13 protein-coding genes are annotated in these 11,898 nt (G+C 65.7%); 9 read left to right on the forward strand and 4 right to left on the reverse strand.

Annotated features, from left to right (window positions below; genetic code table 11):
• The first annotated feature begins 39 nt into the window (after positions 1-39).
• The 4 genes from LZ605_RS20785 to gcvH all read left to right on the forward strand — a co-directional run bounded on the left by LZ605_RS20785 (position 40) and on the right by gcvH (position 3,190).
• The gene (locus LZ605_RS20785; RefSeq protein WP_249843161.1) at positions 40-999 is read left to right on the forward strand and encodes an SPFH domain-containing protein; all 960 of its coding nucleotides are present in this window, start codon (positions 40-42) and stop codon (positions 997-999) included.
• A 1-nt stretch (position 1,000) separates the two neighbouring features.
• The gene (locus LZ605_RS20790; protein WP_249843162.1) at positions 1,001-1,444 is read left to right on the forward strand and encodes an NfeD family protein; all 444 of its coding nucleotides are present in this window, start codon (positions 1,001-1,003) and stop codon (positions 1,442-1,444) included.
• 144 nt (positions 1,445-1,588) lie between these two features.
• On the forward strand, positions 1,589-2,701 hold the full coding sequence (gcvT, locus tag LZ605_RS20795) for a glycine cleavage system aminomethyltransferase GcvT (RefSeq protein WP_249843163.1): 1,113 nt from the start codon (positions 1,589-1,591) through the stop codon (positions 2,699-2,701).
• Between the two features lie 93 nt (positions 2,702-2,794).
• The gene (gene gcvH, locus LZ605_RS20800; RefSeq protein ID WP_107231822.1) at positions 2,795-3,190 is read left to right on the forward strand and encodes a glycine cleavage system protein GcvH; all 396 of its coding nucleotides are present in this window, start codon (positions 2,795-2,797) and stop codon (positions 3,188-3,190) included.
• Between the two features lie 291 nt (positions 3,191-3,481).
• Here gcvH and LZ605_RS20805 read toward each other — a convergent pair whose 3' ends face one another.
• On the reverse strand, positions 3,482-3,781 hold the full coding sequence (locus LZ605_RS20805; RefSeq protein WP_146160184.1) for a hypothetical protein: 300 nt from the start codon (positions 3,779-3,781) through the stop codon (positions 3,482-3,484).
• A gap of 183 nt (positions 3,782-3,964) precedes the next feature.
• Between LZ605_RS20805 and LZ605_RS20810 the strand changes: the two genes are divergently transcribed.
• Positions 3,965-4,480, forward strand: coding sequence for a hypothetical protein (locus LZ605_RS20810; RefSeq protein WP_249843164.1), 516 nt, complete (start codon positions 3,965-3,967; stop codon positions 4,478-4,480).
• A gap of 64 nt (positions 4,481-4,544) precedes the next feature.
• On the opposite strand, the gene LZ605_RS20815 is transcribed toward LZ605_RS20810, so the two are convergent.
• The gene (locus tag LZ605_RS20815) at positions 4,545-5,459 is read right to left on the reverse strand and encodes a LysR family transcriptional regulator (protein WP_249843165.1); all 915 of its coding nucleotides are present in this window, start codon (positions 5,457-5,459) and stop codon (positions 4,545-4,547) included.
• 113 nt (positions 5,460-5,572) lie between these two features.
• Here LZ605_RS20815 and LZ605_RS20820 point away from each other — a divergent pair, with 113 nt between their 5' ends.
• Positions 5,573-6,331 (forward strand): SDR family oxidoreductase, encoded by a 759-nt coding sequence (locus LZ605_RS20820; protein ID WP_249843166.1) that lies wholly within the window; start codon positions 5,573-5,575, stop codon positions 6,329-6,331.
• 159 nt (positions 6,332-6,490) lie between these two features.
• On the opposite strand, the gene LZ605_RS20825 is transcribed toward LZ605_RS20820, so the two are convergent.
• On the reverse strand, positions 6,491-7,891 hold the full coding sequence (locus tag LZ605_RS20825) for a serine hydrolase domain-containing protein (RefSeq protein ID WP_249843167.1): 1,401 nt from the start codon (positions 7,889-7,891) through the stop codon (positions 6,491-6,493).
• Positions 7,892-8,214: 323 nt separating this feature from the next.
• Here LZ605_RS20825 and LZ605_RS20830 point away from each other — a divergent pair, with 323 nt between their 5' ends.
• The 3 genes from LZ605_RS20830 (at position 8,215) to LZ605_RS20840 (ending at position 10,893) form a co-directional block, all read left to right on the forward strand.
• Positions 8,215-9,504: an NTP/NDP exchange transporter gene (locus tag LZ605_RS20830; protein ID WP_249844962.1), complete on the forward strand. Its 1,290-nt coding sequence runs from the start codon at positions 8,215-8,217 to the stop codon at positions 9,502-9,504.
• 81 nt (positions 9,505-9,585) lie between these two features.
• Positions 9,586-10,512, forward strand: coding sequence for a hypothetical protein (locus LZ605_RS20835; RefSeq protein WP_249843168.1), 927 nt, complete (start codon positions 9,586-9,588; stop codon positions 10,510-10,512).
• Positions 10,513-10,542: 30 nt separating this feature from the next.
• The gene (locus LZ605_RS20840; RefSeq protein ID WP_249843169.1) at positions 10,543-10,893 is read left to right on the forward strand and encodes a DUF1304 domain-containing protein; all 351 of its coding nucleotides are present in this window, start codon (positions 10,543-10,545) and stop codon (positions 10,891-10,893) included.
• Between the two features lie 504 nt (positions 10,894-11,397).
• On the opposite strand, the gene LZ605_RS20845 is transcribed toward LZ605_RS20840, so the two are convergent.
• The gene (locus LZ605_RS20845) at positions 11,398-11,865 is read right to left on the reverse strand and encodes a hotdog fold domain-containing protein (protein ID WP_249843170.1); all 468 of its coding nucleotides are present in this window, start codon (positions 11,863-11,865) and stop codon (positions 11,398-11,400) included.
• Positions 11,866-11,898 lie beyond the last annotated feature (33 nt).

Consider the following 11,898-nt stretch of genomic DNA (forward strand, 5'->3'; position numbering starts at 1 on the left):
CTATGCTGGGGCCCGGACGTCATAGATAAGGAAAGCGCGATGTTCCCGACCATGTTCTTTACCGTGGTACTGGCCCTCGTGGCCGTGGTGATCCTGTTCAAGGCGGTGCGGATGGTGCCGCAGGGCTACGAATGGACCGTCGAACGGTTCGGCCGTTACACCCATACCATGACCCCCGGCCTGCACTTCCTGATCCCGATCGTCTACGGGGTAGGCCGCAAGGTGAACATGATGGAACAGGTGCTGGACGTGCCCAGCCAGGAAGTGATCACCAAGGACAACGCCGCCGTGCGCGTGGACGGGGTGGTGTTCTTCCAGGTGCTGGACGCGGCCAAGGCGGCCTACGAGGTGGCCAACCTGGAAGTGGCGATGATCGCCCTGGTGCAGACCAACATCCGTACCGTGATCGGTTCGATGGACCTGGATGAATCGCTCAGCCAGCGCGAGGTGATCAATGCCCAGCTGCTGAGCGTGGTCGACCATGCCACCAATCCGTGGGGCGTGAAGGTCAATCGCATCGAGATCCGCGACATCCAGCCACCGCGCGATCTGCTCGACGCGATGGCGCGGCAGATGAAGGCCGAGCGCGAGAAGCGCGCGCAGATCCTGGAAGCCGAGGGTTCGCGACAGTCGGAAATCCTGCGTGCCGATGGCGAGAAGCAGGCCACCGTGCTGGAAGCCGAAGGCCGCCGCGAGGCTGCATTCCGCGACGCCGAGGCGCGCGAGCGGCTGGCCGAAGCAGAAGCCAAGGCCACCCAGGTGGTCTCGGCGGCGATTGCCGAGGGCGACGTGCAGGCGATCAATTACTTCATCGCGCAGAAGTACGTGGAAGCGTTCAAGGAGCTGGCCAGCTCGCCGAACCAGAAGCTGGTGCTGATGCCGATGGAAGCCAGCGGTGTGATCGGCTCGATCGCCGGCGTGGCCGAACTGGCCAAGCAGGCACTGGGCGACCAGAACAACAAGGCCGCGGGCAAGCGGCCGCCGCCGATCGGAGGCTGACATGCGCTGGGACGTCGTGGGCTGGGGCGCATTGGCCTTGCTGCTGTTCGCCGCCGAGGCGCTGGCGCCGGGCGCGTTCATGCTGTGGATCGGCATCGGCGCGGCCGCCGTGTTCGTGCTGGTGGCCGTGTTCAGCGGCATTCCGTTGTTGTGGCAGGTGGTGGCCTTCGTGGTGCTGAGCGTGGTGTCGATCCAGTGTTACCGGCGCTGGGGCAGATCACGGGCGCGGCCCAGCGACCAGCCCCTGCTCAACCGCCGCGCCGAGCAGCTGGTCGGGCGCGTGGTGCCGTTGCAGCAGGGCATTGTCGGCGGGCAGGGCAAGGTCAGCATCGATGACGCGTACTGGCAGGTCAGCGGCCCGGAACTGCAGGCCGGCAGCCTGGTACGGGTGGTGGCGGTGCAGGGCAGCACGCTGGTGGTCGAGGCGGCAGACCGCCCCGTGTAGCGCCGAGCCCGCGCTCGGCTGCTCTTCGTGCGGGAGCCGGGCGTGGGCTCGGCGCTGCAGCTCCGCCGCTGCGCTGCGGCACACCTGCCGCCGACCGATCTGGGATAATGGGGATTCTTGTTTCCTCTGCTGCCGGACCCGGTCATGACCCAGAAGACGCTGCTCAACGATACCCACCGCGCCCTCGGCGCCAAGATGGTCGATTTCGGGGGGTGGGACATGCCCATCCACTACGGTTCGCAGCTTGATGAGCATCATCTGGTGCGTCGCGAAGCCGGTGTGTTCGACGTCAGCCACATGACCGTGGTCGACCTGCGCGGCGATCAGGTCAAGCCGTTCCTGCGCCGCCTGCTGGCCAACTCGATCGACAAGCTGAAGGTGCCGGGCAAGGCGCTGTACTCGTGCATGCTGAATCCGCGCGGTGGCGTCATCGACGACCTGATCGTCTACTACCTGGGCGATGACTTCTTCCGCATGGTGGTCAACGCCTCCACCCGCGAGAAGGACCTGGCCTGGCTGCGCGAGCAGGCAGCACCGTTCGGCGTCAGCGTCGAGCAGCGCCCGGACCTGGCCATCCTCGCCGTGCAGGGCCCGCAGGCACGGCAGGGCGTGATCGGCCTGGCGCGCGACGCCGACCGCGACGCGCTGGCCAAGCTGGGCCGTTTCGCCGCCCTGCAGGCACAGTCCGACGATGGCGTTGAACTGTTCGTGGCCCGCACCGGCTACACCGGTGAGGATGGCTTCGAGATCCTGCTGCCGCAGGACGCGGTGGTCGCGTTCTGGAACCGCCTGCTGGCGGCGGGCGTGAAGCCGGCCGGCCTCGGCGCGCGCGACACCCTGCGCCTGGAAGCCGGCATGAACCTGTACGGCCAGGACATGGACGAGGAGATCAGCCCGTACGAAGCGGCGCTGGCCTGGACTGTGTCGCTGGACGAAGGCCGCGACTTCATCGGCCGCGATGTGCTGGAAGCGCAGAAGGCCGCCGGCAACGCACGCCAGATGATCGGCCTGGTGATGGACGAGAAGGGCGTGCTACGCCACGGCCAGGCGGTGACCACCGCCGGCGGCCAGGGCGAGATCCTGTCCGGCACCTTCTCGCCGACGCTGGCCAAGGGCATCGCCTTCGCCCGCGTGCCGGCCGGCGAGCTGGGTGATGTCACCGTCGACATCCGTGGCCGGCAGGTGCCGGTGCGCGTGGTCAAGTTCCCGTTCGTGCGCGAAGGCCAGGCCCAGCCCGGCGTGCTTGCCGACGCCTGATCCAAACATGCCGGACGTCACTGACAGCAGTGGCGGCCGGTTGGTTACACTAGCCCCGTTTTTTCCACCCCTGCATATCTCTGGAGCAGTCCCATGAGCGAGATCCCCGGCGACCTCAAGTTCCTCAAGTCCCACGAGTGGGCCCGTGTCGAAGGCAATGGCCGCGTCACCGTCGGTATTTCCGACCACGCCCAGGGCCTGCTGGGTGACCTGGTCTATGTCGAGCTGCCCGAAGTCGGGGCCGACGCCAAGGCCGGCGAACAGATTGCCGTCGTCGAGTCGGTGAAGGCCGCCTCGGACGTCTACAGCCCGATCAGCGGCAAGGTTGTCGAGGTCAACTCGGCCCTGTCCGACAAGCCGGAAACCATCAACGAAGATGCCTACGGCGAAGGCTGGATGTTCGTGGTCGAACTGACCAACGCCGAAGAGGTCAACGACCTGCTGGACCCGGACGCGTACGCCGAAGCCCTGGAGAACGACGACCACTGAGTCGTCGCTTTCCGGTTCGGACACGGCCACCTTCGGGTGGCCGTTTTTGTTTTGGCGCCGCGTCGGACTCATGACGGCCGGTTCGCTGCACACCCTCGACGCGGTATCAGCGAGCGGACGAACGGTGCCGATGGGCATGCGCAGTTTTGCGCAAAACCGCGTTTCCACCCCGCGTCGGCACGTCCGGATGTGAAAACTTTTCGCCCCCCGTTGCGGCGCCGTTGTGCTGGCGTTGGCGGCGGTGCGGGCGACTATCGGGCACGCACGCGCGATGTCGTGCCGCATCTGCGCCTATCTGCGCAGAGTGCTTATTTCAAGTGTTTTTTGTTCAATGTCTGGATCGACGTCATGGCGCACGATGCGCGCGTGCGTCGCTTCAAGGGGCGTTGCAGGCGCAGCAGCGCGGTGGCGCGGACGGTGCCAGGGATGGTGCGGATGTGAAAATTTTTCGCGGGGGTTGTTGACAGTAAAAAAAACCGTGATTAGGTTTCGCCTCAGCAGACCTTGCCTGCCCAACCGAGTGCGCAGAATCAATCGTCCGATGCGAAGCAGCCCCTTCAAGACCACCGCGACCCTGATGACGGTGGACATGGCCCCGCTTCCCCCGGAGAAACGCAAGGCAACTCCCGTTCCAATGCCTGCTCCGCCGATCGAGGCAGGCATTGCCGCATCCGTAACGGCGCGCCTGACGCGCCGGCGGTCCCCGCACGCAGCATCTGCGGGTTTGATCCACCTGGGCGTTTCAACTCCCTATCACTGACGAGGAGCCATCCCATGGCAACCAAGAAAGCTGCGAAGAAGAAGCCCGCCGCCAAGAAAGCGGTGAAGAAGGTCGCGAAGAAGGCCGCTGCCAAGAAGGCAGTGAAGAAGGTCGCGAAGAAGGCAACCGCCAAGAAGGCAGTGAAGAAGGCTGCGAAGAAGGTCGCCCGGAAGACCACTGCGAAGAAGGCAGTGAAGAAGGCGGCAAAGAAGGTAGCCAAGAAGTCCGCTGCCAAGAAGACCGCGAAGAAGGCCGTCAAGAAGGTAGCCAAGAAGGCCACCAAGAAGACTGCCAAGAAGGCAACGGCCCGCAAGCCGGCCAAGAAGGTCGCCAAGAAGGCGGTAAAGAAGACTGCCAAGAAGGCAGTAAAGAAGACCGCCAAGAAGGCAGTGAAGAAGACGGCGAAGAAGGCCACCAAGAAGGCTGCCCCGAAGAAGGCAGCGAAGAAGGTTGCCAAGCGCAAGCCGGCCGCCCGCAAGAAGAAGGCCGCTCCGGTCGCTCTGCCGGCAACCCCGGCGCCGCTGATCTAAGTACTTCCCGATAGCCGCATCCTGAAACCCCCTTCCCCGGCTGCCCAGCGGGGAGGGGGTTTTTTTATGGGCGTATATCGGTGCCGAAGGCGGTGCCCTCCGGCGGGAAGCGCTCGGCCAGGAACGCCAGGAAGCTGCGCAGGCGGGTGGAGCGGTAACGGTCGTGGGCGTAGACCACATGCATCGGTCTGCCGGCGTGGCCATGGCCGGGCAGCAGCTGCACCAGTCGCCCGGCTTCCACGTCCGCGGCCAGCAGCAACGCCGACTGCAGCACGATGCCCAGCCCGTGCAGTGCTGCTGCGCGCAGCGCTTCGCCGTTGTTGATGTGGAGCCGGCCGCCAGACACACGCTCGAGCCCGCCAGGTGCGGCCTGCAGCCACTGGGCCAGCGCAGTGGGTTCGAAAGAAAGGCACTGGTGCCCGGCAAGGTCCTGCGCTGTGTGCGGCGTCCCATGCCGGTCGAGGTATCCAGGCGATGCACACATCATCAACCGGTAGGGCGCCAGTGGCTGCGCCACCAGCTCGCTGCTGTCGGCCAGTGTGCCGATGCGCAAGGCGGCTTCGAAGCCTTCTTCGGTGAGGTCGACCACGCGGTCGGTCAGTGTCGCCTCGACCTGCACCTCCGGGTAGCGCGCCATGTAGTCGGCAAGCGCCGGTACCAGCGCATGCGTGCCGAAGATCACCGGTGCACTGATGCGCAATGTGCCTGCCGGCGCCAGCTGCTGGTGCTGGGCCTGTGCATCGGTCTCTTCCACCAGGCGCAGGATCTCCCGGCAGCGCGTGTAGTAGTCCTCACCGAACGCGGTCATGTGCTGGCGTCGCGTGGTGCGGCTCAGCAGCTGCATGCCCAGTCGCGCCTCCAGTGCACGCAGGTGCTTGCCGGCCATCGTGGCGGAGATGTCCATCGCCTCCGCCGCCGCGCTCAGGCTGCCCTTGTCCACGATCAGCACGTAGACCTGCATGCTCTCCAGCAGGTTCATCTGACACTCCGGGTGTTGAATGCTGAAACCTGCGCGGAGTTTATCAATCGAGGGTGATCAAACAGCATGCAGGGCACGCGCCGGAGGTGCCGGCAGGCGATTGGGAGAACATCATGGATCTGGATCTTGAAGGACGTACCGCGCTGGTCACCGGTGCCGGCAGTGGCATCGGTGCTGCAGTCGCCAGGAGGCTGGCATCACAGGGGGTACGCGTTGCGATCAGTGCGCGGCGTGCACAACCACTGCAGGCGCTGGCGGCAGAGATCGAAGCGGCGGGTGCGGCGGCGCCGATCATCCTGCTCGGCGATGTCACCGACGCCGGGGACGTGCGCCGCATCGCCGACGCAGCCCTGGGGGCGCTGCAGCGGGTGGACATCCTGGTCAACGCGGCCGGTGGTTCGCGGCCGACCACGGTGGATGCCGCCGACGCGGTCTGGGAGGAGGCTGTGGCGCTGAACTTCTCTGCAGCACGGCGGATGACCCAGGCATTGCTGCCCGCGATGCAGGCACAGGGCTGGGGGCGGGTGATCAACTTCAGTGGTTCGATGGAGCCGCGCGCGGTGAATGCGGCCACGGCGGCGAAGGCGGCGCTGCATCTGTGGAGCAAGGGCCTGTCGTCCGAGGTGGCCGCGCAGGGCATCACGGTGAATGCGATTGCGCCGGGACGGATCAACAGTCCGCAGATCCTCGATCGCCTGCACCCTACCGAGGAAAGCCGACGCACGTTCATTGCGCGCAACATTCCGATCGGGCGCTTTGGCGAGCCGGAGGAAGTGGCGCCGCTGGTGGCTTTCCTGGCCTCGCCGCTGGCCGGCTACATCACCGGCGCGGTGATTCCGGTGGATGGTGGCATGCACTACTTCGCGCATTAGCCGGATATGGGGAGCGTCGAGCTTGCTCGACTGCTTGGATCAGTCGAGCAAGCTCGACTCTACAGCCGGTCAGCCGAGCATGGCTCGGCTCTACAAAAAGCAACAAGAAAAAGGGCGACCCGCAGGTCGCCCTTGATGTCTGCGGCCGAGCCCGCCTGATCAGCGCGGCGAGGCCACCGCGCGGTTGCTCGAGGCGCCCTTACCCTTGCGCTTGTCCTGCTGTGCCGGGCTTGCACCCTCGGCCATCAGGTTGTCGCTGCCGAAGTCGGTATCGACATCCAGCCAGCGGTGCGCCGGCAGGCCGAGCGCCGAATCGAGCACGGTCGGCAGCAGGCCACTGGGCAGGCCGCTTTCGCCGTTCCACATGATCGCGATGCCCAGGTCGCGTTCCGGCACCAGCGCGACCAGACCGCGATAGCCCTGCACCGCACCGGCATGGAACACCACATCGTGGCCGGCGTAGTCGAAGGTGCGCCAGCCCAGCGCGTAGCCGGCCGAATGCAGGCGCTCGCGGCGCCAGCCCGAACGCATCTCGCCGGGGGTGTTGATCAGGCTTGAATGCAGGGTGGCCAGCAGCGGTGCGGGCAGCACGTCGGGGCGATGGCCGGTGTGGGCCAGCAGCCACTGCGCCATGTCGCTGGCGCTGGCGTTGACGCCGGCGGCCGGGGCGACACGGTAGTAGGTCGGCTTCGGCGTCAGCGAAACCCAGCCGTTGCGGCTGCGCACGTGCGGACGCGCCCAGCGCGAGCTGGCCTGGATGCCGGCCAGGCCGAGGCTGGCATCGTTCATGCCCAGCGGCTTGAAGATGCGGCGTTCGACCGACTGCTCGTAGAAGCTGCCCGAGGCCGCATAGACGACGTCGCCGATCAGGCTGAAGGCCACGTTCTGGTAGGCGTAGCAGTCGCCCGGCAGGCACTTCAGGCTGGTGTTGGCCAGCTTCTGGGTCAGCGAGTAGTACTCGGCGTTGCCTTCGATGTCGCGGTCGTAGGCGTTGTAGGGCAGGCCGACACGGTGGCTGAGCACGTCGGCCACGGTGAGGCGGTCGGTGGCTTCGGGCGAGTTCAGACGGAAGCCCGGCACGTAGTCGGTGACCTTGCTGTCCCAGCGCAGCGTGCCATCGTTCACCAGCAGACCGGCCATGGTGCCGGCAAAGGCCTTGGACAACGAGGCCAGGCGGAACACGGTGTGCGCATCGACCGGCAGCGGATTGTTGACGTCGGTGACGCCATAACCGCGCGCGCTGAGCACACGGCCGCCCTGGACGATGGCCACCGCCATGCCCGGCACGCGCTCGCCATAGGTGAGCTGCTGCGCCATCGACTCGATGTTGGCGACGTTGAAGCCGGCCGCCGGGGCCTGCATCTGCGGCACCAGGCCGGTGCGGTACGCCGCCGGCTGGGTGTGGGCGACGGCGCCGGCCGCAGCGGATTCGATGTTGGCCGGCATCGGTGGCAACGCCGGCGGGGTCTGCGCGGTGGTGGACAAGGCAACGGGCATCAACATGCCCAGCAAACCGGTGGCCGCCGAACGGATCGGACGACGCAGGCTGTTCTTTTTCATCGGTTGGACCCGTGCGCGACTGCTGATGGCGATTCTAGCGCCGCTTTTCCCCTGTGCACAAACAAAGCGAAGATGAATGCGCATCTCGTTGAAAAAGTTGGAATTTTGACGCTCCGAAAGTGTGTATCCGAACGTGTCATCGGAGGCCATTGCGAGGGCTCTCTGCAGAGGGAATGACGTGCCGCGCTGGCGATGTTGCAGTGCATTGGCTAACGTACGCGCTTCACCGCCCCGGAGCCTGCCATGCCGCTGTCCAACCGCCGTCTGTGGGCGAGGGGCGCTGCGTGAGCGCGACGCCGGGCAAGGGGCCGTTGCGGGGGCTGATGGTGGCGCTGCGCGAGTCGCCCGCGCTGTGGTGGTCGTTCCTGTACTTCTTCTGCCTGCTCAGTGGCTACTACGTGCTGCGCCCGGTGCGCGAGGCCATGGCCGCCTCGGCGGATCTGGAAACCGTGTTCCCGCCGGTGCTGATTGCCTGGTTCGCCAGCCACGGCATCGCGCTGAAGGACTTCGTGCTGCAGTTCCTGTTCTCCTGCGTGTTCGTGATCATGCTGGTACTGCAGCCGGTGTACGGCTGGCTGGTCAGCCGCTTCCCACGCCGGGTGTTCCTGCCTGCGGTGTACGGCTTTTTCATCGTGACCCTGCTGGGGTTCTACGTGATGTTCGACAGCGGCGTGCCGGGCCGCGGCATGGCCTTCTTCTTCTGGATCACCGTCTTCAACCTGTTCGCGGTGGCGGTGTTCTGGAGCTTCATGGCTGACGTCTTCTCCAACGTGCAGGCCCGGGCCTTTTATGGATACATCGGCGCGGCCGGCACCATCGGTGCTTTCCTTGGCCCGATCATCACCAGCGCACTGGTGCAGCGCGTGGGCATCGCCAACCTGATGCTGGTCTCGGCCGGATTCCTGCTGGTGTGCCTGCTGTGCATCTGGCGTCTGCGGCACTGGGCGGTGCTGCGCGAGCGCGAACAGCAGCTGGTATCGGGCGAAAAGCCGATGGGCGGCAGTGTGCTGGATGGCCTGAAACTGATCGTGCGCGAACCCCTGCTGCGCTGGCTGGCGATCATGGTGGTATTCGGTGTGGGCGTGGGAACGCTGCTCTACAACCAGCAGGCTGCGATCGTGCGTGCGGCGTTCACCGATCCCGCAGCGAGCACCGCGTTCTTCTCACGCATCGACCTGGCAGTGAATGCGCTGGCACTGCTGATGCAGCTGGGGCTGACCCGCTGGCTGCTGTCGCGCCACGGCATCGCCCCGGCACTGTTGATTCCCGGCTTCGCGATCCTGATCGGTTTCTCGGCGCTGGCCGCCTCGCCGATGCCGCTGATGGTGGCGGTGGTGCAGGTGATGACCCGCGCCAGCGAGTTCGCGCTGGCCAAGCCGGCACGCGAGACGATCTACACCCGTGTGGACCGGCAGTGGCGCTACAAGGCCGGTGCGGCGATCGACACGGTGGTGTACCGCGGTGCCGACCTGAGCTTCGCATGGGTGCACAAGGGCCTGTCATTGTTCGGCTCGCACGTGGTGTTCATCGGCGGCATGCTGGTGGCCGCGTGCATGACCGCTGCCGCGTTTGGCGTGCTGCGCGAAGAAAAGAAACTGCCACGCGACCGCTGATCCGGCGATGGCGGGCCGCTGCTGCGAGCCGACGGACTCGGGCAGGATCATGGATTGCATTGATTGCATTGGAAGCGGGAGATGGAAATGTCCAACAGGAGTGCGCAGCGGCAGGCGCTGGATGAAGACCAGCTGGAAGCATGGGCATTCCATGCATTTGACCTGGTCAGCCGGCTTCGCAAGGGAGCTTTGGAGAGAACGCTGATATCCGACGCGCTCTCCGGACAGGAGGGTATTGGAAGGCCGCTGAAGGGCAATCTGGGGCTGGTGAATTTTGCCGCGCGCCCCTTCGGTGATCGGCTCATCCTCTCAGACGTGGTTGGACCAAGCTCCCGGGCGTTGGCAAGGATGATCAAGGTTGCCCGCCGGGAGCTGGAGTTTGATGTCCTTACCTGTACGCGGCGGGGAAGGCTGAATGTGTTGCGTAGAGGCAACGATCTGGAGCCCGAATCATGGCTCAGCAGCGTTCCCCAGTTGACTGCGCCGCGGTTTCGGCCTCGTTTCCAGCAAGCGTTCAGGCGCCCCACCCGTCGTTTGGACAGCCCCCGGGCGGCAGCGCGATCGCGGATCGCGCAGAAGCGATCGGAGGAACTGCGCAGCGAGAAGGTCTATCACGACTCGGAATTCCTGCTCTTGAACTACTTCGACCTGGCAATGCGGCGCCTTTATCGATTTTCGTTCTGGAGGCGGATCGAAGGCGTGGTGTACCTCTTTACAGAGCGACGGCCCTGCGAGGATTGCTGTCACGTCATCACGCGCCTGCTCCGTCGCTATCGCAGGGTCCAGATTGCGATCGTCCGGGTCACGGGACAAGGGGGACGGGAGTGGGGCGCATTGGAGCAGCTCTCGGAGCATCCCAGGGTGCATATGCGCAAGTTCGAGTTCCTGCCACTGGCTGTTGAAGAATTCTCGCCATTGGAAGAGTCTGGGATGGGCCCGTGGACGTTACCCCATCCCGATGGCACGCCCAGGAGGGGATGGGTGCCGAAAGGAGCAACGCAGCGTTGATCGGAATTCCCTGCAGAGGTCGGACTTGATATGAGCTTGATTGCCTTGTTGTTGACCGTGCTGGTCGCAATGCTTCACCTGTATTTCCTGGTGCTGGAGATGTTCCTGTGGACCCGTCCGCTGGGCCTGAAGACGTTCCGCAACACGCCGGAGAAGGCGGAGACCACACGCGTGCTGGCAGCCAACCAGGGGCTGTACAACGGCTTCCTGGCGGCGGGCATCGTGGTGGGCCTGGTAATCGACCAGCCGGTGCTGGTGACGTTCTCGCTGGCCTGCGTGGTGGTGGCCGGGTGCTATGGCGCCTACAGCGTGAGCCGGCGCATTTTCATGATCCAGGCGGTGCCGGCGATCCTGGCGCTGCTGCTTCGCGCGGTGGCGTGATTTCCTGCCAACGGCGCAGCCCCTCGTGGGTGGGTCGCGGAATGCGGGTCGTGGATTTGGCCGGACGGATGGGCTGGGCAGGGGACGCCGTAAACCCATCCTTGGGGGCTTGGCCGCGGCATCCATGCCGCGGACACCCCTGCCCAGCCCATCCGCCCGGCCCCTGACAGTTTCCGTGTGCGGCCAGCCCACTGAGAAGAAAAAGAAGATCAAGGGCAACAGCGGGTCGCTGCGCTCGTGGGTTCTGCGCGCATGAAAAAAGCGGCCGAAGGGCCGCTTTTGCTTTTGCTCTTGCCCTTCTTTTTTCTCTTGCGTGGGTGGACGCCGCAGGGAACTGTCAGAGGCCGGAGGGCTGGGGCCGGGCGGGGTATCCGCGCCATGGATGGCGCGGCTAAGCCTACAGGGACGTACTTGCGGCGTCCCCGCCTGGCCCCAGCCCTCCGGCCCAACCCATGACCCGCTTCCAGCGTCCACTCACGAGGGGCTGCGCCGTTCGCGGGAACCTCACTTCGCCGGCGACACCCACATGTCGATGACCGCGCTGAACACCTCCGTCCCCGCGCGATCGCGCACACTCACCGTCACCGGCAGCGCGTAACCCTGGGCCGCCGCCACGATCGGCTGCGCCGGCAGCGCCACCGCCTGCAGCGTGCCGCGCGCCTTTGCCAGGTACTGCACCTGCATCCCCTTCGGGATCCAGCGCATGCCCTTGGGTAGTGATGCATCGACCATCAGCCCGGCGGTCAGCTCGGCCAGGTTGCACATCGCGATCGCATGCACTGTGCCGATGTGGTTGCGTACCTTGCGACGGTCGGCCAGCGTGCCTTCGCAGCGGCCGTGCTCCAGGCGGGTGATGCGCGGCGCGATGCTGGCGAAGTAGGGGGCCTTCAGGCACACCGCGCGCGAGAACAGCCAGTTGCCAGCGGGCCAGCGCTGCAGGCGGTGGTAGAGCGAAAGCAGGGGCGTGGACATGGTGGATTTCCGGTCGTCGGATAGAACGACGGC

Origin of the sequence: Stenotrophomonas maltophilia, assembly GCF_023518235.1 — a bacterium.
Classification (GTDB): domain Bacteria; phylum Pseudomonadota; class Gammaproteobacteria; order Xanthomonadales; family Xanthomonadaceae; genus Stenotrophomonas.

Coding starts and splice junctions, on each gene's coding strand:
- LZ605_RS20785 (WP_249843161.1), top strand. CDS start 40: ATGTTCCCGACCATGTTCTTTACCGTGGTACTGGCCCTCGTGGCCGTG.
- LZ605_RS20790 (WP_249843162.1), top strand. CDS start 1,001: ATGCGCTGGGACGTCGTGGGCTGGGGCGCATTGGCCTTGCTGCTGTTC.
- gcvT (WP_249843163.1), top strand. CDS start 1,589: ATGACCCAGAAGACGCTGCTCAACGATACCCACCGCGCCCTCGGCGCC.
- gcvH (WP_107231822.1), top strand. CDS start 2,795: ATGAGCGAGATCCCCGGCGACCTCAAGTTCCTCAAGTCCCACGAGTGG.
- LZ605_RS20805 (WP_146160184.1), bottom strand. CDS start 3,781: ATGTCCACCGTCATCAGGGTCGCGGTGGTCTTGAAGGGGCTGCTTCGC.
- LZ605_RS20810 (WP_249843164.1), top strand. CDS start 3,965: ATGGCAACCAAGAAAGCTGCGAAGAAGAAGCCCGCCGCCAAGAAAGCG.
- LZ605_RS20815 (WP_249843165.1), bottom strand. CDS start 5,459: ATGAACCTGCTGGAGAGCATGCAGGTCTACGTGCTGATCGTGGACAAG.
- LZ605_RS20820 (WP_249843166.1), top strand. CDS start 5,573: ATGGATCTGGATCTTGAAGGACGTACCGCGCTGGTCACCGGTGCCGGC.
- LZ605_RS20825 (WP_249843167.1), bottom strand. CDS start 7,891: ATGAAAAAGAACAGCCTGCGTCGTCCGATCCGTTCGGCGGCCACCGGT.
- LZ605_RS20830 (WP_249844962.1), top strand. CDS start 8,215: ATGGTGGCGCTGCGCGAGTCGCCCGCGCTGTGGTGGTCGTTCCTGTAC.
- LZ605_RS20835 (WP_249843168.1), top strand. CDS start 9,586: ATGGAAATGTCCAACAGGAGTGCGCAGCGGCAGGCGCTGGATGAAGAC.
- LZ605_RS20840 (WP_249843169.1), top strand. CDS start 10,543: ATGAGCTTGATTGCCTTGTTGTTGACCGTGCTGGTCGCAATGCTTCAC.
- LZ605_RS20845 (WP_249843170.1), bottom strand. CDS start 11,865: ATGTCCACGCCCCTGCTTTCGCTCTACCACCGCCTGCAGCGCTGGCCC.